We start from the raw sequence: 22104 nt of genomic DNA on the forward strand, positions 1-22104 counted from the left end.
TAAGCCTCCTAAAGCTGGTTAAAGAATCCTTTTTCTTGCAGACGCCTTCTTTCCTCAGCCGAAACCTCAACATTGCTCGGCGTCAAAAGGAAAATTTTATCGCCGATTTTTTGCATCCCACCATTGAGCCCGTACGTAAGACCGCTCGCAAAATCTACAAGTCTTTTTGATAGATCGCTATCGCTTCGCTGCAGGTTAATAATAACCGGGATATCAGCTTTAAACTTGTCGGCGATCTGCTGGCAATCGTTAAAGTTATTTGGCTCAACGATATGCACCTTAACCGGCGGTGGCGGAGTAATCGACCTCAAAGATGCAGATGATGAAGACGATACTGGCCGCTGTGTCCTTTCCAGATCAGGATAGCGTGTGATCTTGCGAACCGTTGGCGTTTGGTCAAAGTCTTCGAAACTGTCATCTTCATACATATCTTCGAAAGTATTTTCCAACGGTTCCTCTTCTGTTAGTTTGAAATAATTCAGCGTCTTGCGCCATATGCTCTCCCGCATATATTTCTCCTCCCTAAGGCTTAAAGATGGCTGTCCCGATCCTTACCATGTTTGAACCTTCTTCAATTGCTACTTCAAAATCGTTAGTCATTCCCATTGAAAGATAGCGCATTTTAACATTTGGCCCCTCTCTGCCAGACAGGTCATTAAATAACACCCTTAGCCTTGCAAAGTAAGGCCTTATCAGCTCTACATTATCCGTAAACGGAGCCATCGTCATTAGCCCCTTTACCCGGATATTTTCCATCTGTCTCAGCTCTTCAATTGCGGGTATTACCTTTTCCGCAGAAAAACCATGTTTCGTGGCTTCCCCAGAAACATTCACTTCGAGCAGGACATCTTGTACTTTTGATACTTTATTTGCCCTCTTATTTATTTCAGCTGCCAATTCAATACTGTCTACCGACTGTATCAGGTAGACAAACGGCACTATATATTTTACTTTATTTCTTTGCAAATGACCAATAAAGTGCCACTTGACCTGGTCGCCAATCGCTTCATACTTTGGTAATATCTCTTGTGCCCTATTTTCGCCGATATCTGTTATGCCCTGATCTATTACTTCTCTTATAGCTGATACCGGCCTATTTTTACTTACCACCACTAAGGTTATATCGCTAGGATCTCTGCCTCTTCTTCTTGCGGCAAGCTCTATTCTTTTCTTAACCGATCGGATGTTCTCACTTATCGACATACAATTATTTGTTGATCCGCAATCACTGCTATTTTCGGCATCACCGAGAAGATTTCGGTGAAGTTTAAATCTGAAGATGTCCTTTACCCCTTAAAATAAGAATAATAGATGATTGAACAATTGGCTAGCGGTAATTTGGCGATATACTGATGATATAGTAATGTCTATACCTCAAGTTTACCTTTATATATATACGCCTACCAGCTATTAAGCCATGATTTAGACATGGTTGATGCTGCATAATGGGGCTGATAGTTTATGACTTTGTGAACGTTGCTAAAGATGTTTGCTCCCAGTTCCAGATTATAGCAAAAATTATGCCACTAAAAATTTTAAAAATTTTTTAGAAAAATTTTTGCCTCTCAGAGCCCTGATACCCAGTCTCTAATTTACCTTCCGGTTGCTGCTCAGATTGGGCGATACCGGTTATATTTATCGCCTTTTTGATATCCGTCTCAGGTTAAAATCGCCGCTAACGCGGCCTGGCGCCCAGTTGTACCACTATCAGCTCTGTAAGAAAAAAATAACCCACTATTGCATGCTGTACAGCAATCTTCGCATGTGTATATATTAGAATTTAATATACCACTCTTTAGCAACTGCCCTCTTGCAATCGCTCTAAGGTCTATGCGATCTCCATCCAGCCACTCCTGGCTGCTTTCAAACCGCTCTGTGAAAAGCTGTATTAAGTCGCGGCCTACTGTATAGCAGCAGCCGCCTATTGCAGGCCCCACAAAGGCCAACGCTGACTCAGAGGCATCTCCGCGCTCTGGAAACATAGAGCCAATAGTTTTCCCTATTATATCCCCGTATATACCCCGCCAGCCTGCATGGATTACAGCGACAGACCTTTTCCATGGTTCAACTATGATAACCGGAACGCAATCGGCGAAAAAAAGGATCAACGGAACTAGTTTGCTGGCGGTGACAAGAGCGTCCGTGCCTTTAATCGAATCCTCCAGAGAGAAAGCTCCAAGCCCCACCCGGGACTCGTCAATTAGCGCCGTATCTGTTCCGTGGACTTGCTCAGCGCAAACTAAGCGGGCCATATCAAGGCCAAAAATGCTACATAGTTTTTCCCTATTCCTTATCACCAGCTCAGAATCATCGCCAACATGAAGAGCAAGATTTAGCGATCCATAAGCTCCCCGGCTAAAACCACCTTGTCTGGTTGTAAATACCGCTAGGATTCCATGCCGTTCTAAAAGCGGTCTTGATACGTAGTAGCCAACACCTTGCTTATACTCAAGCGTTAAACTATAGTCTGGCGAAGCTTGCGTATGTAACGGCATTATATTGTCCCCTCTGCAATAATCCGTTCCTGCCATAAAATATGCCGCCGGCTAAACCAGCGGCTATATATTTATATATAAGCATATAAGTATCTACCATTTAGTTAAGTTATTTTCTTCTAAGAAACGTTGGTATATCGAGGTCCTCGGTGTCAAACGTTGGGATCGGGCCGACAGGCTCCTCTACTACTTCTTTTTGCTTTTGCACTAACTCGATTTTTTCTTGCTTCCTAAGGTCAAATCCGGTTGCAATTACTGTTACTTTTACTTCATCGCCCAGGGTGTCGTCGATGACTGCCCCGAATATTATATTTGCTTCAGGATGTGCAGCATTTGCAATTACTTCAGCCGCCTCATTTACTTCAAACAAGCCAAGATCAGAGCCGCCTGAAATATTTAACAGAACACCCTGCGCGCCATCTATAGAAGCCTCTAGGAGAGGACTTGCTATAGCATTCCTTGCTGCTTCCACAGCCCTATTCTCACCGCTTGCTATACCAATTCCCATAAGTGCTGAACCTGCATTTGACATAATTGTTCTTACATCAGCAAAGTCAAGGTTGATCAGGCCAGGAACTGTGATCAAGTCGGTTATACCTTGAACACCTTGGCGCAGTACATCATCAGCCATGCGGAACGCTTCTACAATCGAGGTCTTCTTCTCTGCTACGTGCAGCAATCTATCGTTGGGAATAATAATAAGGGTATCTACATTCTCTCGCAGTTTCATTATGCCTTCGTCGGCTTGCATCGAGCGCTTTCTGCCCTCAAAACTAAACGGTCTTGTCACAACGCCAACAGTGAGTGCGCCGATTTGCCTTGCAATTTCTGCGATAACCGGAGCTGCTCCTGTTCCTGTTCCGCCACCTTTGCCAGCAGTCACAAAAACCATATCCGCCCCCTGTAGGGCTTCTTTTATATCTTCTCTGCTTTCTTCAGCAGCCCTGTATCCAACTTCAGGGTCAGCTCCTGCCCCGAGGCCTTTAGTTAGCTGTGCACCAATATGGACCTTGTAATCGGCATCGGACATCAGCAACGCCTGAGCATCTGTGTTACATGCTATAAACTCTACTCCTCTGAGACCGGCTTCAATCATTCTATTAACTGCGTTCGTGCCGCCTCCCCCTACTCCGACTACTTTAATTACTGCAAGATAATTGGCGCCTGCGTCTAACACCGTGTCCTCCTTCCTAAATCCTCAAGTTATGCTTGACCCTTACAGTGGTAGATTCTAGTACAACTATAGTTTTAACCGACCTGAACCTTAGCAATAACCTTATCCTAACTTATCCTAATCGGACAAAAAAAGCAACCTTCTTTCAGTAAAAACATTATCAAAATATCGAGTCGATGAGACGAGACGATAGGCTATCTGAACTGCGGTGATAATTAGTGCTGCCGTTACTATTGCTACCGTGCTGCGGTTACTAAGAGAGTGAGCAGTAACCGTAAAAACTAGTAGCAAAATTGCCGACTTTAATACAGTCTTACTAAAAGATTACTCCTAAAAAAGAGCTATCGAAAAGCAGATTTAGAAATGCCCATAAGTCGAGACAAACAGTTAAGAAACCCGGAATTAGAAGAAAAAGAAATGCAAAAGAGCAGCTGCTTTTAAGCGGTAATTTCTAACCTTGTCTGCAGCATAGTAGCGCCCAGTATGTTTTTACGGAACAGTATCCATACGTCTTAAGATCGGGTCAGTTTTAGGATAGCTTCTTATATCAATAAAGATGACTTGTTGACCCTGTTCTTTAAGAATTGTTTTCAGAACTTCGTTCTTCTCATCGGCATGCTTGGCGTCTCCGTAGAGAATCTCCACATTATCCTTATTGTAAATCGAGAGCTTGTCTATTGATGAGGCCGATAGAAGGCTGATTGTCCTCCTAAAATCAGTATCCATCGATTTAAGGCATCTTAGTGCATTAGATAACGAGCTATTTATTAAATGCTCTCCGACCTTGATTTTATCAATCGGCAGATCTGTGATAGTTGGTATGTCGCGTGTATCGTCATATTGCTGTTCCGATAAAACAAACATATCGCCGTCGATTAAGTAAAACTTCCCTCCGCACGATATTGAGGCAATTGGAGACCGCTCCCGTATCTCTAGCCTGAGTGTGTGTGGAAAAACCCTTTTCACGTTAACACTCTCAATCCATGCGTTCTTAAGTATTTTTTTCCTGATGTCGCTAGACGATATGCTGAGTAGGTTTGTGTGCTCGTTTATGCCACAGGTTTTAATAATGTCAGCAGTAGCCACCGATTTGTTGCCGGTTACCTCAATCTTTTCAACGTCAAGCAGATTTGATCGGTATATACCAATAGCCCCAAAAATAAGGGCAAACAAACCTGCAGTCATAATAAGTATTTGGATGCGACGCTTCCGCCTTATTGCCGCTAGTTTTTGCTCTCTCTCCTGTGCTTTAGATTTTGCTATCAATTTCCCTTCGACCAATTATTATCACCATACTGTTTTTAACAACAGATTTGTTACTTAGATTGCCATAATCTAATGGGTTAAGTTTTGTTTTTTAACAAAGCCTCATCAAATTCGCCGAGAAATTCAACCTCGGGCTCAAGGATAACGCCGTAATGCTCAAAAACTCTCCTCTGAACCTCACTCAGAAGTGCATATACATCAGAAGCGGTCGCCTTGCCCCGGTTGATTATAAAATTCGCATGTTTAACTGATACTTCAGCATCCCCAACCCTCATGCCTTTGCAGCCAGCACCCTCAATTAGCCTGCCAGCTGAATCATTACTTGGGTTTTTAAAAACGCTTCCAGCAGTCGGAAATTGTAATGGTTGACTATCCTTCCTTTTAGTAAAGTAATCCTCCATCTGCCGCTTTATGTTATCAGGCTCTCCGGGTGAGAGAACCAGCGTCGCCTCAACGATTATATCATCTCTACTAAAGCTTCCCTTCCGATATTCAAAATTCAATTGATCTTTTTCAAGGATTTTAAATTCACAGTCCCTCGAGTATATCAAGACCCTCTTGACTACATCACCAATGCAGTTGCCGTGGGCACCCGCATTCATTATAAGCGATCCCCCCAAGCTGCCAGGAATTCCTATGGCAAAACATAAACCACTAAGAGCATATTTTGATGCAGTCTGTACAAGAGATGGCAGTGAAACAGCCGCTCCGGCCTGAATCTTAGCTCCATTCACCTTTTTTATCATAAAATCTCTACCTAAACGCAAGACAATTCCTGGAAAGCCAGAGTCAGATATTAAAAGATTGGAACCCTTCCCTATGATAAAAAGCGGGATCCCCCATTCTTTTGCGGTTCTTAAAACGATATTTAAGTGGTCGAATGAATCGGTAACCGCAAAAATATCTGCAGGACCGCCAATTCTCATGGTGGTTTCCTTTGCTAAGACTTTATTCTTGAAGGCATTTTCTTTTAAGTGCTTTTGCAGGATAGTAAAAGCCCTGTTTACATAGCGACTGGCCAACCTTTACCTCCTTTGGAGGGTCTATCTACCGTCAGGCTGTCAGGCAGGGAAAAGCCCTGCGCACTACATTTATTTGGGTAAAAGCCTCACAGTATTTTAACACGGTGCCTACTCGGCAGAAACCAGCTTAAGGTAGTCTTCACCGATGGCGCTGATATCTCCCGCTCCCATTGTCAAAATCAGGTCTCCATCTCGAGCGGTTTCAAGTAGAAATTTGGGTATCTCTGTCTTTTTGGGTAAATACACGATATTTTTACGGGGACTCTCCGCAAGCACTGCATCAACAATAACTTTGCCGGTTACCCCGGGGATCGGTTCTTCTCCAGCTGCATAAACATCTGTTAGCACAACGATATCCGCATCATTAAACGCCGATCCAAAATCCTTACCTAAAAACTTAGTCCTGGTATATCTATGCGGCTGAAAGATACATATAAGTCGATGCCAATCACCAGACTTTGCAGCATCAAGAGTTGCCTTGACCTCGGTGGGATGATGCGCATAGTCATCAACCAAGGTAACATTTGACACCTTGCCGACAATCTGGAACCGGCGTTTTACCCCAGAAAATTGGCTGAGCGCGGCAATGACTTTATCTTTATCTAACCCCAGACTCATGGCCAAAGCAATCGTTGCCAACGAGTTGTATACGTTATGTATCCCCGGGACATTCAGCCTGACCGTACCTATGAAACTATGATGATGATAGACGTCATATACGCTGCCAAGTTTTTCTTGCCTCACGTTGCAGGCTATAAAATCGCATTGTTTTGGTTGCCCATTGCCTCTTGCCTCGATAGCATAAGTAACAAATTTTTTACTGGATCGTTTCATCAAGTGGATTACCCCGGGGTTATCCGCACAGGCAACCACAAAACCATGCTCAGGAAGTAATTCTGTAAAGGTTAGGAAAAGGTCTTCAATCTCTTCGAGCGAACTGTAATAATCAAGATGGTCGGCTTCAATGTTGGTAATAACAATCGCTTCGGGGCGCAGGTAAAGTAGAGAGCCGTCACTCTCATCAGCCTCCGTTATGAAAAATTCTCCGCTGCCGTATTTAGCATTGCTCCCGATATCGTTTAGCTCTCCACCAATAAGAAACGTGGGGTCGAGCTGTAACTTCTCAAACGCAAGAGAAACCATAGACGTTGTAGTCGTCTTGCCGTGTGTTCCAGCAATAGCAATACTTCGCATATTGCGGCTTAACCACGAGAGCATTTCAGCCCTTCGAACGATCGGAATATTTTCGCGCGCGGCTGCTTTAACTTCCGGGTTCGATTCTGGAATCGCTGAGGAAACGACAACTATATCCGGCTCGTTAAGGTTACTTTCTGAATGACCGATCGATATTTTCGCACCCATAGCCCTCAAAGCCCTTGTGTAGCGGCTATCTTTTAAATCCGATCCGCTGACCTTATAACCCATCTCAAGCAAAACTTTGGCGATACCGCTCATCCCGGCACCGCCGATACCTACAAAGTGAATGTGCATCAAATTTTCAACCATGTTGTCTCCTCTAATTTTGCATCTTGTTTTTTGTCTTAACGCCCACTCAAGCTATTAAGCTAACCTAATCTTCACTTTTTTGGATTTCAATATGTGTGTTTGCTACTTTAAGAACCAGTTTTGCCAGTACATCCGCCGCGTTGGGTTGACCAAACTGCTTAGAAGCTCCAGACATCCTTAACAACTCGTCTTCATCTGAAATGAGGGATGTGACAGTTTCGGCCAACAACCTACCATTTAAGTCGTGATCCAGTATGACCCTGGCTGCTCCAAGTTTTTCAAGTTGACGGCCATTTTTCTCCTGGTGATTATCGGTGGCATAAGGATAAGGAATTAATATCGCTGGTAAACCCTTTGCAGTTATCTCGGCGACCGTTGTAGCTCCCGAACGACAAACCAGGAGGTCGGCTATGGCATATGCCTCACCTATATTATCTATATACGGATAGACGTTATATAGTAGCGTATCCTTAGGTGATTTTATTTTTTCAATTGCTTCTTTAACTGACCCATAGTTTATATTACCTGTCGCATGCACTATCTGCAAGTCTTCCCTGGCACGCCATTCGTCGTATGCTTCAACAACCGCTTCATTTATCCGCTTAGCCCCTCGACTGCCGCCAAATACAAGTAAGACCTTCCGTGCCTTATCTATTTTAAAATTCTTAACCGCCTCACTTCTCTTTGCTTGAAGAATCTCTTCCCGAACCGGATTTCCGGTAAACTCAACTTTTTTTCCTGAAGGAAAATATTTGCTCATATCTGGATAAGAAACAGCAATTGCTGTCGCTACCTTTCCAAGAACCCGGTTTACAAGACCTGGAACCGCATTTTGTTCATGAATTACAGTAGGAATTTGACGCAATACAGCGGCTCCAACAACAGGCAGGCTAACATAAGCGCCCATACCGACCACTACGTCAGGCTTGAAACCCTTAAGTATATTGATCGACTCCAGAGTTCCCCAGCCTGCCGAAAAAACAGTAGCCAATGCCTTAAATGACGGCTTTCTCGGAAGTCCTCTTGCCTCCACCGCCTTGAATGTGAGACCAGCTTGTGGTACTAGTGTGGATTCAAGGCCCGAGGATGTCCCGATATAGACGATCTCAAGATCGTCTCTTATTTTTTGAAGTGCTTTGGCGAGAGCCAACCCTGGATAAATGTGGCCCGCTGTTCCGCCTCCGCTTATTACTACCCGCATTAACCTTAACTCTCCTGGTCTTTTGCGTATTTGATTTAGCTGACTCTTTTTTAGCCGACTTAGTCTTAGAGGATTTAGCAGACCTGGTTGAGCTTGCAGCTTTCGCCTTCGATGAGCCGGTAGATGCTCTTTTCTTTGAAGCTTCCCCGATGGACCTGCCCTTCTTTATAGGCTTTCTCTTGCCGCCTAACCCATCCTCCACTGCGTGCAGTCTCGGGGCTCTTTCACGTAACGAAACTTCCCTCTCATTCTCAAGCGCAATGCCTAAAAGCATTCCTACAGCCGCAAGGTTTACAATCAAAGACGACCCGCCATAACTAATAAAAGGCATCGGTATTCCGGTGATGGGAAGAACCGCCGTTACTGCACCCATATTGATTAGCGCCTGTAGAGCGATCATTGAAGTAAATCCGGCACCCAAAAGCCTACTAAAAAGATTCTTGGATTGAAAAGATATCCTGATTCCATAATAAGTAAAAGCAGCAAAAAGCGAAACAGTAAACAGTGTACCGAGAAGGCCCAGTTCTTCGCCGATTATGGCGAATATAAAGTCGGTGTGCGCTGCAGGAAGATAAAAATATTTTTGCCGGCTCATCCCAAGCCCGACCCCGAAAATGCCGCCAGAACCAAACGCTATCAGACCTTGTCTGATATGATATCCCGCTCCCAGAGGGTCGGCTTCTGGATTTAAAAAAGCGGCAAATCGACTGAAGCGATACTTAGAAGAATAAATGGCATAAGTACCTGCAATTAGACCCGTTATTCCTATTGCAGCAACATAGCGCAGGCTTACGCCCCCGATAAATATCAGTGTAAAAGCAGCAAGACAAATCGTAACCGTCGTACCCAGATCCGGTTGCTTCAATACCAGCAATGCTATTGCTGCAATAATTAGACCATATGGATATACAAGATCCTTCATATCACTTAGATTGTTTTTTCTCTTGGACAAAAAATCCGCCGTATATAGAACAACCGCTATCTTAGCAATTTCCGAAGGTTGCAAGTGGAAACCACCAATCGGTATCCATCTGCTCGATCCCCCCACATACTTACCTACTCCGGGTATCAATACGGCAACAAGCATCGCTAGCGTGATAAAGATGGCATGGGGTGCAATTTTTTGCAGTTTACTGCTGGGAATTTGAGAGAATATAAAAAGGACAGCAGAGCCGATAATTACAGAGATCAGCTGTTTTTTTATGTAATAGTAAGCATCGCCATTGCTTGCGATGGCGCGAACAGAGCTGGCGGAGAGTACCATGACCATGCCAAACAGGATCATTACAAATACTATACCAAGTAATCGGTAATAATTTTTGCGATCTCTGGTTTTTTTCTTAGCTCGATCTTTCTTCTGACTTTTAGTTTGTCGTGTCGCCATATCCTTCCCCAAGTGCCTGAACAGCTCGTTTAAATACCTCACCTCTGTGGGCATAGCTTCTAAAGGCATCGAAACTCGCGCAAGATGGTGAGAAAAGGACGACCTGTCCGGGTTGAGCAAGCTTACTTGCTAGTTTGACTGCTTCTTCAACCGTCTCTGCGTATTCTAGATAAATATTTGCTGTAATCGTTCCCAGGATTTCTCTCCCAGATTCTCCAAAACCAATTACTGCTTTAACCTGCTCGCTTAAACTCTGGGCAAGGGGCTTAAAATCGTTACCTTTATTTCTTCCGCCAACAAGTAGAATGATAGAGCTATCAAAAGCCGTCAATGCTTTTACGGTTGCATCAACATTGGTAGCTTTTGAATCGTTAAAATAATCTACTCCGTTTATGGTAGCAACATATTCGGTTCTGTGCTCAAGGCCCGGGAAGGAGGTTATTACATCTCTTATGATTGCATAATCGATGCCTGCCGCAAGACATGCTCCTATAACGGCCATTACGTTGTCTAGATTATGGCTTCCACGGACCTTAAGCTCACTGATACCGCATATATCGACGGTATCCTCCGAGCCTGCCTTTACGCTTGGTAATTTTGCTACAATACGATCCCCGTCTATAAAAACTCCCTTTTCTAATTTTTGCTTACTTGTACTTATAATATTTGCTCTTATTCCAGAAACAAGTGAACTGACGATACGATCATCCAGGTTAAGAACGGCAAAATCGCTATCCTGCTGGTTTAAAAACAACCGGCTTTTTGACCGAACATAATCCTCAAAATCCGGATGCCAGTCTAGGTGGTCTTCTGTGATATTAAGAAGAACCGCGATATTTGGCCTAAAATCTACAATCGTATCGAGCTGAAAGCTGCTTACTTCAACTATTAACGTCTCAATAGCCGGATCATCTGCCGCCATTACAAGCGGCATGCCTATATTTCCGGCAACCGCGACTTTTTTGCCGGCAGCCCTGAATACCTCTCCAATCAAAGTAGTAGTTGTGGTTTTTCCATTTGTACCGGTAATTGCAATAATCGGTTTATTGGCTAGCTTATATGCCAGCTCAATCTCACTCCATACCGGAATATTCAATTTCTCTGCGGCCTTGAGTACGGGAACTTTACTCGGGACACCAGGACTGACAACTATTATATCTATTCGATCTATTCGACGTAAAAGCGATTCTTCCTGCTTCCCAAGCTCTACACTTATACCTTTCGCCCTCAGCTCATCCGCAAGCTTCATCATATCTTCGCTTTCAGAAATATCGGAAGCCAGAACGTTTGCACCGAGGTCTTTGAGTTTAAGCGAGGCGGCCTTACCGCTTTTACCAAGGCCTATAACTAGAACATGTTTATTTAAAAAATCCATCAAGAACCTCTTGCCGCCATCATAAAATAGATGCCGAACCCTACTCCGGCAAGTATACCGGAAATAATCCAAAATCTCATCATAATTTGGGTCTCAGACCATCCCAGCATCTCAAAATGGTGATGAATAGGTGCCATTTTAAGAATCCTCCTATGGAACCAGCGGTAGCTGACAACCTGCCCAATTACTGATAGGCCCTCAATTACGTAGATGCCCCCTATAAAGACAAGCAACAGTTCGGTTTTGGTGAGGATAGCCAGGATCGCGATTGCTCCCCCCAGCCCTAGCGAGCCGGTATCGCCCATAAATATACTGGCCGGGTAGCTATTAAACCATAGAAAACCAATGCTGGCTCCCCCTATTGCAGCAGCTATTATAGCAAGATCTAGGCGATCCTGTCTAAAAGCTATGCCTGCATATGCCAGCATCGCAATGGTAACTGTGCCAGCGGCAAGCCCATCTAAACCATCCGTTAAATTAACGGTATTTGTCGTTGCAGTAATAATTAGAAAAACAAGCGCTATGTAAAATAAAGGAACAGTAATTCCAATATGACCGATCGTAAATTGAAAAGAAGGTTGCCCAAGCGGTATTACGATATGCGTTAACGGCACCTGTACATCGGTCCCAAGACCGGCAAAATTTACCGCCGCAAGACCCGCAACTATCGCTATGATTAGCTGCCATACAATTTTTGACCTTGCCTTTAATCCTAAAGACCGTGCCTTTACTACTTTGCGGTAGTCATCTATAAATCCTACAAAACCACAGGCAATAAGGGTCAAAAGCGCAATGAGCCCCCTCATTGTAGCCGAAGCCATTAATGAATATACGATGGCGACCGTAAAAAGGATGACAATACCTCCCATAGTGGGAGTTCCTGATTTCGTAAGATGTTGCTGGGGTCCATCGATTCTTACAACCTGACCTATGCCTTCTTTGCGTAGTAGTTTAATCCAAGCCGGCGTTAAAACGGCTGTGATTACCAGACCCAGAACGGCTGTTAGAAATAATTGATAGGTTGGGTATCTTAAGAAAGTTATCATCTTTTATGATTATCCCTATTCAAATTAGCAATAGCTCGTCTATATTTTGACCAGTTCTTTCACAACTACTTCTAATCCAACTCCACGTGACCCTTTAACCAGTACAACATCCCCCGGTGTAATAAGCTGCTTCAAAATGCGTGCAGCCGTACCTGAATCGAGACACGTAATAATAGATTTGGCGCTCATTCCTGCCTTTGTTGCACTCTCTGCCATGACCCGGCTCTCATTACCTACAGCAATCAATACATCCACACCTAGCGAAGCTACCATTTCTCCAATTTCTTTATGTGCTTCATTTGAAATATGACCGAGTTCCAGCATATCACCTAACACCGCTATATGTCTTCCTGCCGTCGATATATCGATAAGAGTCGACAAAGCCGCCTGCATAGAGATCGGATTGGCGTTATAGGTATCGTTTAAGATTAGCACATTATCATCGGTCGCAAAAATCTCCATACGCATTGCCGACGGCCGGCAGCCAGAGAGACCTACCCTGATGTCGTCTATGCTATAGCCCATTTCCAATGCTACCGCAGCAACTGCCAACGCGTTATATACATTATGCTTACCTGGTATGGAGAGGCGGACAACATAGGCCGGTTCACGGCCAAAATGTAATCTAAATGTTGGCCTGCCCAGCTCATCAACATCTATTTCAGTGCCACGGATATCGCCATCTGCAATCCCAAAAGTAATAATCTTAGAACATGCAACGCTTGCTATATTCTCAGTCCATAAATCGTCTGCGTTTAAAACAGCAACCCCATCTCTTGGAATACATTCGATCAGTTCTGCCTTTGCGGCTGCAATTTCTTTCTCCGAACCAAGTATCTCTATATGAGCTTGACCAATATTGGTAATAACGCCTATATTCGGCCTGGCTATTTCGGCAAGTTCCTTTATCTGACCCCTGCCACGCATAGCCATCTCTATAATTAATACTTCTGTATTCTGATCCGCTCTGAGAATTGTTAATGGCACACCTAGCTCGTTATTAAAGTTTTTTTCAGTACAAACAACTCTTGCTTTTTTTGATAAAATGCAATTAAGCATGTCTTTTGTGGTTGTCTTACCAGTGCTCCCCGTTATACCTATAACTTTAGCAGAAAGTTTCGTCCGGTAATAAGCTGCAATGCTCTGCAAAGCTTTTAGTGTGTTCCGAACCTCAATCACAAACTGAGACCTGCTTAGTTTAACCAGCTTCTCTTTTTCGTTCGCGTTGCTTTCAACCAAAAATCCTGAAGCGCCTTTTTTGAGGGCATCAGTTATATAAGCATGGCCATCTGTAGTCCCCTTAAGCGGCACAAACAAGTATCCGCTTGATATGGCTCTACTGTCTACACTTATACCGGTTACTTTAATATTCGGCGACCCACTTATGATTATCCCTTCAGTGCTATCGGCTATCTCTTCAACCGTTAAAGGAATCATTTCATCATCTCCTCTAGCACTTCACGTGCTATAGCGACATCGTCAAACGGAATTACCCTGCCTCCTATCTCCTGACCCTGCTCGTGTCCTTTCCCAGCAATTACGACGATGTCACCTTTTTCTGCCTTTTCAAGCGCCAATTTTATCGCGCGCCTTCTATCTTCCTCTACTTCGTATGCTGATTTATTATTTATTCCACTTTTTATGTCTTCAATTATCTGAATCGGTTCTTCGCTTCGCGGATTATCAGATGTAATTATTACCCAGTCACTGAACTCCACTGCAATTCTACCCATTAATGGCCTTTTCCCCTTATCTCTATCGCCCCCGCAGCCAAAAACTGTAATTAGTTTTCGCTGTGCCAGCTGCCTGGCTGCAGTAAGAACTTTCTCAAGACTGTCAGGTGTGTGCGCATAGTCAACAATAACCGTAAAATCTTGTCCGCAATCGACTCTTTCAAACCTGCCCGGAACGTGGCTTACTTTCTCGAGTCCTTCTTTAACCTTATATTTATCAGCTCCAACGGCAAACGCCGCTCCAGCAGCCGCAAGAGCGTTATAGACATTATAATGACTTGGTATTTTAAGTAATACTTCAACTTCACCCCATGGGGTTACCAATTCTACATCAGAGCCATCGGCCCGTAGAGTAATGTTCTTGGCATACAGCTCTACCTTATCTTTAGTGCTATATCTCAATTGGCTATTTTGGCCCTCTCTTATGAGTAAACGACCATACTGGTCGTCTATGTTTATAATTTGGGTTATACCCCTCTCAAATGCCAAGTCGAATAACCGTTTCTTAACGTTGAAATACTCATCCATTGTCCCATGGTAATCTAAATGGTCCTGGCTTAAATTTGTAAAAACTACAACATCAAAATCGCATGCCTCGACCCTTTGCAAATCGATTGCATGCGATGATACCTCAATAACCGCCGCCTCAACGCCCACATCAACCATTTGTGCAAAAAGTGATTGCAGGTCAAGCGATTCTGGTGTAGTCCGGTTAACCGGTAGATTATTATCTCCTATCCTGTACTCAACAGTCCCAAGGAGTCCTGTTTTATAACCTTGAGCCCTTAGTATGCTCTCGACCATAAAGCTTGTCGTTGTCTTTCCATTCGTTCCGGTTATCCCGATTAGTTTTATTCTTTTTGTTGGGTGATTAAAATATGCGCTTGCCATTCGGGCCATGGCTTTCCGCGCATCATCTACTACAATCTGGGTTGCCTCTACTTCCGGCAACATTCGTTCTACTACAACGACTTTAGCTCCTGCTTCTACCGCTTTTTTTGCAAATTTGTGACCGTCAGCTTTTAGCCCCCTTATACAAAAAAACAGTTCGCCCTCTTTTACTCTTCGCGAATCATATGAAAGGCCAGCTATTTCTATATCTGCATTTCCGCTTATCTCGCTGTGATTTACTTCGGAAATTAGTTTTTTTAAATGCACTCTCTCCACCGCTCACTATAATACCAGGCTTTGCAATCAAACGTCCATATAAAGCTGTACCCTATCACCACCTTATGTTCCGCTTCCCTTTTCCCTTTATATAAAATCTATCACCTGTAAAACCATACATCAGCCGAACTTTATCTGTTTTTAGGCATGCTAAATCCCGCCGCCAATTTTAATGCAGCCTTACCTAAAGTATCCATATTTAGCTATCCTGTTTTATGGCGTACTTCTACCTAAGGCAGCGCCAAATTTAAAACGCTCCTTCTTCTAGATGTCTTATTCTCAATGCAGCTTCTACTTGTGATGCCTCGCAAGAATGCCCTCTTCACATCGCCGCGACAAATATTCGCCACACGCATTTATTTGCCTACAAGGGATCACATAGCGCAAGACATCCTTACTATCCCTTCCTTACTACCCCATATCCCAAGACATATGCTTTTGTTGCAAAGCATGCTCAACTTAATGCATCACCTTAGGCTGCTATACCTAGCACACAGCCATAACGCATGCATTATAATTCTATGGATATAATTCTATGGATATCTTTCCGCACGTCTTTACTACCAGGATATGCATTCCTGATATGCGCTTTTCGAGATGCCCCCACTTTAAATGCTCTTTTACCAAGCAAGATCCACTTAAAACAGCAAACACCCTACCAATCTGTTTGCATGATACATTCTTCTTGTTGTTTATAGTTTACTTTTGTTTTAGGGCACACTAACCACTAGTAAGCATTCACATTTTACTTACTATCCGCTTATCGTGGATTTTGCATTAGCATTCGCATGCAACACACCTACCACTGGACATTCGTTTTTCATGCCCAGCTCCAGCATAGGCATCATTACTATAGCCATAACAGCCTTTTTGAGCATGCCCTACCTAGCACCTTATGCCTCTCTATATTGACACCCCTTTTTCAATTTTTGCGATTCGTGGGCAAAGCATCCCACATCCTCACACCATCCATCCTCCATACGTACCGCTTTGCACGTAATCTTTAACCAAGCCTCATACAAGCCTTAACCAAGGCTACCTCACTGATGCCTGATGCCTGCTGCCGCCTGCATCTTCCTCAGCTCTTATTCGCACATCCCACATTCATCCAAGATGCTTTTTGGCGCTTTGATTCCCTCAGCCATGGATCCATACGCGCGGACTTTATGCTCTGCTATTCCTCTATTTGGCCGTCCTTCCCTTTATGGGATTCCGTTATCTCGTATTCAATACGGCTCTTTGACAATAGCATTTATTGCTCACCGCAATCCATGCCTCCGGAACACACTTGCATCAGCTTTTCTCGTTGAAGCATCTTTTTCGTGATAAATTATGCATTCATCTTCTTTCGGCTTGATGCTTTTTAACCTGTCATGCTGCTCCATTTGCTCATACTTGCAAATTGCGATCTCTTCGTTGTTACAACGGATGGATTTCTCTACTAATGAGGCTTCCTAATAGGATTCTGTAGGAAAACCTTGCTCCACATATAGTTCACGCTTTGCGGATCTGGCCTGAAGGGAATATATAATTTAAACCCTTTTATAGCAGTGACAATGAATACAAATCATTCCCACCACATGTTTACACTTAAGGCCGTGGCATACTCCCTTCCTTTTTTGCCGATACATACATACCCAAGGTCTCATCGCCGGAGATATTATGCCCGAGAACCTTGCCGTCTCAGCGTAAACTTATTGCAACAACTTTAGCGGAGTGCAAGCAAGGAAGCTCATTATTCAGTTGTTTGGAGCCGCCCGGTTTATCGGTTATTGATATACCTGCCAATTGCTACAGATTCGATAAACCGGGCACACGCAATTTCAATCCGCCTCATACGCACTTCACCTCCTCATTTTTCAAGTTATGATCCTCCTTTCTAGCCTTAGCTTACTGAGGTGGGATCTTTAAGTACCTCAATGTAAACTCAGCAATCCTGCTAAAGACAGGCGCTGCTACTGACCCGCCGTAAATACTCTCCTGCGGTTCGTCTATAACCACAGAGATAACTAATTCCGGGTCTTGAACAGGGACCATTCCAATAAACGATGCCACAAACTTATCTTTCTCATAGCCTCGTCCATGAACCTTTGCCTTCTGCGCGGTTCCGGTTTTGCCCCCAACCCTGTAATTTAGTACCTTAGCTTGCGTGCCTGTGCCATCAAGAACCACATTCTCGAGGATGGTTTTCATCTGCCTGCAGGTTTGAGCATCTATAACGCGCTGTTCCTGGATAACGGCTGCCCTACGCGTAACCCTTCCCCTCGGATCCGTTACGTCGACCAAAAAATGTGGCTTAACTGGTATGCCATCATTGGCTATAGTTGCGAATGCCTCAACCATCCGTAACTGGGTAGTGCTAATACCTTGGCCGAACGGTATATTGGCCAATGACATCTGTGACCAGTTTTCTGCCTTAGGATAGAAACCCTTTGCCTCACCAGGAAAATCTATACCGGTCTTTTGGTTAAAACCGAACTTTTCTAAATACGCGCTGATCCTCGTCCTCCCCATCATCAATCCTACTTTGACCATTCCAACATTGCTCGATTCCTGGATTATTTTTGATAGGGTATAATTTACTGCCGGTCTTGTATGGGCATCTTTGATACTTTTAGAACCTATCCTTATTTCTGGCTCTAAGAAAAACTCCGTAGAGGGATTGCATAACCCTTCTTGAAGAGCCCCGCACGCGATCACAGCTTTCATGGTTGAACCAGGCTCATAGAGATCCGTGACGGCTATATTCCTTGAATTGCCATCGTTTAGCGTATCTTTAATCTGGTTCGGGTTATAGCAAGGCACATTGGCCATAGCGTATATCTCACCATTTTTTGGGTTCATAACGATCACGCTGCCCGATTTTGCCTTGTACTTCTCCACTGCGGCAGCAAGCTCAGTTTCTACCTCGTACTGTATTTCCCGGTCAATACTAATACGAATATCCGAGCCGTCTTCCGCTTTGTAAGAGCGTTGCACGCTCTGAGGGATTGGTCTTCCATTTGCATCGCGTTCGGCCTCAATTCTGCCGGGTTTCCCATAGAGCACGTCGTCATAGTATAGTTCTAGCCCAGCAAGACCTTTGTTATCCATCCCCGCAAACCCTAAAACATGTGCGCCAAGCGATTCGTTTGGGTAATAACGCTTACTTTCTTTTAAGAATCCGATGCCCCTGATATGGTTATCTTGGACAAACTTTTTTACCTCCTGAACCGTCTTTGAATCGGCTTTTCTTGCGAGGTATGCAAAGCTCCCCTGCTTAGTAAGTTTGTTAAGCAATTCCTGCTCATCCACTTTGAGTATTGGGGCAATCTTCTTCGCAAATTGTTTGCGATCTTCTATTAAGTAAGGCGTCGCATAGATCGTGTCCATCATGACACTTACGGCTAGTTCATTGCCATTTCTATCGAGAATAGACCCCCTTTTTGGTGGTATCTCGATTATGCATAGCCTTTGCTGCTCGGCCTCTTTCTCATACTTAGCGGCCGAAACAGCTTGCACAAAAAACAGCCGCCCCACAATACCCGCTACGCATATAAAAATGAATACTAGTAGAGCAATCAGCCGTCGCTCAATGCTGTGAACTTTTTTATTCACCGGCGTCTTCCCTCTACTAACGTGTCAAGACACTTCCAGTTAAGTTCCCGCCGCTGGAACTTTTTTCTTGGTTTATTGTCTTACCACTATGGACTGCGTTTGCAGATGAGCTTTCGTTACTCCCCTTCGTATCCACCTGATCTCTATTGGCAATCCTTAAGTATGATACTTTTGGGGCCTTAACCATCGAGAGCTTATTAACGGCAACAGATTCAATTCTTTGCGGTGATTCTAAAATGGACTTTTCAGCAAGCAGTTTGTCTTGTATCTGCTGCGCCAGCTGTATTTCTTTCTTAACAGACTCTGTCTCATAGCTCAATTGAGATACGAGTGCCTGTTGAGCAACGTTTAAAATGATGCCAGCTGTGATAACAGATACAGACATTATAAACACTGGAAACGGTATTTCTGGCAGCGACAGTGATTGACGCCTTCTGTTGTCAATAACCTTCAATTTCTTTTTTTGATATTTGCCTTGTGGCTGCGCCCTTAACTGTGGCTGTTGCTTAACGGCTACTTTCCGTGCTACTGCTGCTTGTATTGTTCTCACCTCTTATATTTTTTCTGCTGCTCTGAGTCGGGCACTTTCGGCTCTCGGATTATCCGCTATCTCGCTGGGTGTGGGTCTGACAACTTTTTTCGTAATAGGTTTCAATTGTGCCTTGCACCCACAATTGCAAACCGGTAATCCAGGTGGGCAAATGCAGCCCCTGGAGAACTCATTTATTACGTCCTTTGCCACCCGGTCCTCCAACGAATGATAGGAAATAATCACTAGTCTTCCTCCAGGCCTCAACCACTTAATGGCATCACGAAAGCTTTTGTCAAGGATTCTTATCTCGCCGTTAACCTCAATCCGTATCGCCTGGAACGTTCTCTTTGCTGGATGACCTCCCCGACGTCTGGCAGCCGCCGGGATTGCTTTCTTTACGATATCAACCAACTCAAAAGTCGTTCGAATAGGACGATTCTGTCTGTTTTTTACGATCATGGCGGCGATTCGCGATGCCCATCTTTCTTCACCGTATGCTTTAATAACATGCTCCAATTCCTCCTCCGAATAAGTGTTGACTACATCAGCTGCGGTTAGACTTTGTCCCTGATCCATCCTCATATCCAATGGTGCATCATAACGGTAACTGAACCCCCTTTCTGCCCGGTCGAATTGGGTCGAAGATACACCCAAATCGAACAAGATTCCATCTATAGCATAAAGTCTCGCATCGCTTAGGATGCGATCCAGGTCATAAAAGTTACCCTGGACTAGAGAAAAATTTTGCTGGCTGAAGCGTGCTAATCTAACCTTTGCTGCATTTATTGCTGTGACATCTAGATCGATCCCTAGTAAGAAGCCTTCCGGCGTAATTAAATTTAATATTGCCTCTGCATGTCCTGCCCCGCCCAAAGTGCAGTCGATGACCGTGCTACCATTAGTGCAATTTAAATACTTCAGGACTTCAGCCAGCAAAACCGGCTTATGAAAATATTCCATTTTGCTTTCCCTAGATGCCAAACTCCGCTATTTCCTCTGCTATATCAGCTTTGGATTCCTCGGCGCTTGCTATGAACCTCTCATATCTCTCCTTTGCCCAAATTTCCAACTTGTTAGCCACGCCAACAATTACGATATCTTTTTCGAGACCGGCGAAATCTCGAAGATTTTGCGGTATTAATACCCTTCCCTGCCGATTTACTTCGCCTTCAACTGCGCTTCCTATTAAGAACCTTTGAAAGTTCCTCACGCTAGCCTTTGTCGTTGGCAGTGTTCTTACCTTGTCAACTAATTCAAACCAATCCCTCTTTGTATATACAAGCAAGCAGTTATCAAATGACTTTGTTATAAAAAACCCATCGGCCAGCATCTCCCTGAACTTTGCAGGTAAGATAACTCTCCCTTTTTCATCTAACGAGTGGTAGTACTCTCCAAAAAACAAGTTATTATCCCCTTGGCGTTCGAACTGCAATCCACTTTACTCCACTTTGTTCCACTTTGCAACTACTTTTCTCCAAAATTTTTCACTTTCCTTCCGATTTTTAAAGAATTTCTAATCCTCTTTCCGCCAACTTTTTAGCCTTCCAACCCAACACCGCTGGATACAAAAGGTGATTTAAAGAAGAAGAAAAAAAATGCAAATTTTTAAAAATTTTTAAAAATTTGCCGACCGGTTCTAAAGAGATTTTTAAGATAGGACGATCGTTTGAAAGGATTCAGGTAGATTACTTGTCTTCTTATGCTATAAGCTGCCAATTTATTTGATGCCGATCCACTTGATATTGCTTCTCATGTCTGCCGCAATATCTCTACCTGCTAAATTGCATCATAAACTTTTGATGGCCATTTGCTGAGTTATACCATTATGTGGTATTTGCGAGCACTTCTCAATTTATGCAGATAACTTGTCTATCTCCTCTATCTGCATAAATAGCGTGGGGAAGATGACATTATTAACTGGGGGTCGTTCAAGAAATAATTCGCTACTTTCGCAAAGTAGCAACAATGCGGTTGGTATGAATTAATAAGTCCAGGGCGTCTACTGAACTTTTTACAACTATATCAGCGGACTGCAACGCATCTAAAGCGCAACCCTCTCCTTCAATAACGGCTATTGCAAGCCTGGCTTTCTTTAACATTTCAGTATCATTTGCACCGTTCCCTATGGCAACACTATTAGAAGCGCCAATGCTCTCGATAAAATCTGCTTTCTGTGAAGCCTCTCCGGGCGGTTGAATACGCGATATCTTTGCAGCTATCTTCTCTTTTTGAGACTCGAGTTTGCCGTGCGTATCTGCAGTAATCAAATAGATATCCAGTATCTTGGACAAGACCCTAATTCTTTCTAATACCTCATCTGCGATAATCCCATCAACTGCAATAGTACCGTTCATATCAAGAACGAGATTCTTAAGGTCATAACGTCCCCTTCCTGGGATATCAATGCTTATCATTCCGCACCCCTTTTTACCAGTACCAGTTAAGAAAATTCTATACTCTTTTGCATCAATCTGTCCATTAAGATAATCAGCAGATATCTTAAAAACCTAAAAATTGCAAGAACTCCGAATAATCACAACCGCACCTTCAAGGTGCGGTTTGCACTAGCCCTATAAGGGCACACTGCTGGCCGCACCTTAAGGTGC

At 43.7% G+C, this 22104-nt stretch carries 18 protein-coding genes; all 18 read right to left on the minus strand.

The genetic code is table 11. The features are described from left to right. Positions 1 to 8: 8 nt before the first annotated feature. On the minus strand, positions 9 to 509 hold the full coding sequence (locus tag K6T91_02355) for a cell division protein SepF (GenBank protein ID MCL6471635.1): 501 nt from the start codon (positions 507 to 509) through the stop codon (positions 9 to 11). Between the two features lie 13 nt (positions 510 to 522). After that, on the minus strand, positions 523 to 1203 hold the full coding sequence (locus tag K6T91_02360; protein ID MCL6471636.1) for a YggS family pyridoxal phosphate-dependent enzyme: 681 nt from the start codon (positions 1201 to 1203) through the stop codon (positions 523 to 525). A 455-nt stretch (positions 1204 to 1658) separates the two neighbouring features. After that, positions 1659 to 2495, minus strand: coding sequence for a peptidoglycan editing factor PgeF (pgeF, locus tag K6T91_02365; protein ID MCL6471637.1), 837 nt, complete (start codon positions 2493 to 2495; stop codon positions 1659 to 1661). A gap of 109 nt (positions 2496 to 2604) precedes the next feature. Next, a complete protein-coding gene (gene ftsZ / locus K6T91_02370) occupies positions 2605 to 3672 on the minus strand; it encodes a cell division protein FtsZ (protein MCL6471638.1) in 1068 nt (355 codons plus the stop codon). Positions 3673 to 4158: 486 nt separating this feature from the next. After that, a complete protein-coding gene (locus K6T91_02375) occupies positions 4159 to 4950 on the minus strand; it encodes an FtsQ-type POTRA domain-containing protein (GenBank protein MCL6471639.1) in 792 nt (263 codons plus the stop codon). Between the two features lie 62 nt (positions 4951 to 5012). Further along, positions 5013 to 5957 (minus strand): UDP-N-acetylmuramate dehydrogenase, encoded by a 945-nt coding sequence (murB, locus tag K6T91_02380; GenBank protein ID MCL6471640.1) that lies wholly within the window; start codon positions 5955 to 5957, stop codon positions 5013 to 5015. Positions 5958 to 6065: 108 nt separating this feature from the next. Then, positions 6066 to 7463 (minus strand): UDP-N-acetylmuramate--L-alanine ligase, encoded by a 1398-nt coding sequence (gene murC, locus K6T91_02385; GenBank protein MCL6471641.1) that lies wholly within the window; start codon positions 7461 to 7463, stop codon positions 6066 to 6068. A gap of 64 nt (positions 7464 to 7527) precedes the next feature. After that, positions 7528 to 8664 (minus strand): undecaprenyldiphospho-muramoylpentapeptide beta-N-acetylglucosaminyltransferase, encoded by a 1137-nt coding sequence (gene murG / locus K6T91_02390; protein MCL6471642.1) that lies wholly within the window; start codon positions 8662 to 8664, stop codon positions 7528 to 7530. Then, positions 8570 to 10048, minus strand: a complete 1479-nt coding sequence (gene ftsW / locus K6T91_02395) for a putative lipid II flippase FtsW (GenBank protein ID MCL6471643.1) — start codon at positions 10046 to 10048, stop codon at positions 8570 to 8572. The genes murG and ftsW overlap by 95 nt, the downstream gene beginning before the upstream one ends. Further along, positions 10029 to 11423: a UDP-N-acetylmuramoyl-L-alanine--D-glutamate ligase gene (gene murD, locus K6T91_02400; protein MCL6471644.1), complete on the minus strand. Its 1395-nt coding sequence runs from the start codon at positions 11421 to 11423 to the stop codon at positions 10029 to 10031. The genes ftsW and murD overlap by 20 nt, the downstream gene beginning before the upstream one ends. Next, positions 11423 to 12469: a phospho-N-acetylmuramoyl-pentapeptide-transferase gene (gene mraY, locus K6T91_02405; protein MCL6471645.1), complete on the minus strand. Its 1047-nt coding sequence runs from the start codon at positions 12467 to 12469 to the stop codon at positions 11423 to 11425. Before mraY ends, murD begins: the two co-directional genes overlap by 1 nt. 39 nt (positions 12470 to 12508) lie before the next feature. Then, positions 12509 to 13906, minus strand: coding sequence for a UDP-N-acetylmuramoyl-tripeptide--D-alanyl-D-alanine ligase (locus K6T91_02410; GenBank protein MCL6471646.1), 1398 nt, complete (start codon positions 13904 to 13906; stop codon positions 12509 to 12511). Continuing rightward, on the minus strand, positions 13903 to 15360 hold the full coding sequence (locus K6T91_02415) for a UDP-N-acetylmuramoyl-L-alanyl-D-glutamate--2,6-diaminopimelate ligase (protein MCL6471647.1): 1458 nt from the start codon (positions 15358 to 15360) through the stop codon (positions 13903 to 13905). The genes K6T91_02410 and K6T91_02415 overlap by 4 nt, the downstream gene beginning before the upstream one ends. Positions 15361 to 17259: 1899 nt before the next feature. Next, positions 17260 to 18966: a penicillin-binding protein 2 gene (locus K6T91_02420; GenBank protein ID MCL6471648.1), complete on the minus strand. Its 1707-nt coding sequence runs from the start codon at positions 18964 to 18966 to the stop codon at positions 17260 to 17262. A 16-nt stretch (positions 18967 to 18982) separates the two neighbouring features. Next, complete coding sequence (locus K6T91_02425) at positions 18983 to 19516, minus strand: hypothetical protein (GenBank protein MCL6471649.1); 534 nt, start codon at positions 19514 to 19516, stop codon at positions 18983 to 18985. 3 nt (positions 19517 to 19519) lie between these two features. Continuing rightward, positions 19520 to 20458: a 16S rRNA (cytosine(1402)-N(4))-methyltransferase RsmH gene (gene rsmH / locus K6T91_02430; protein ID MCL6471650.1), complete on the minus strand. Its 939-nt coding sequence runs from the start codon at positions 20456 to 20458 to the stop codon at positions 19520 to 19522. 10 nt (positions 20459 to 20468) lie between these two features. Further along, complete coding sequence (gene mraZ / locus K6T91_02435) at positions 20469 to 20900, minus strand: division/cell wall cluster transcriptional repressor MraZ (protein MCL6471651.1); 432 nt, start codon at positions 20898 to 20900, stop codon at positions 20469 to 20471. Positions 20901 to 21441: 541 nt separating this feature from the next. After that, a complete protein-coding gene (locus tag K6T91_02440; protein MCL6471652.1) occupies positions 21442 to 21912 on the minus strand; it encodes an HAD hydrolase family protein in 471 nt (156 codons plus the stop codon). Positions 21913 to 22104 lie beyond the last annotated feature (192 nt).

The organism is Bacillota bacterium (assembly GCA_023511485.1).
Classification (GTDB): Bacteria; Actinomycetota; Aquicultoria; order Aquicultorales; family Aquicultoraceae; genus CADDYS01.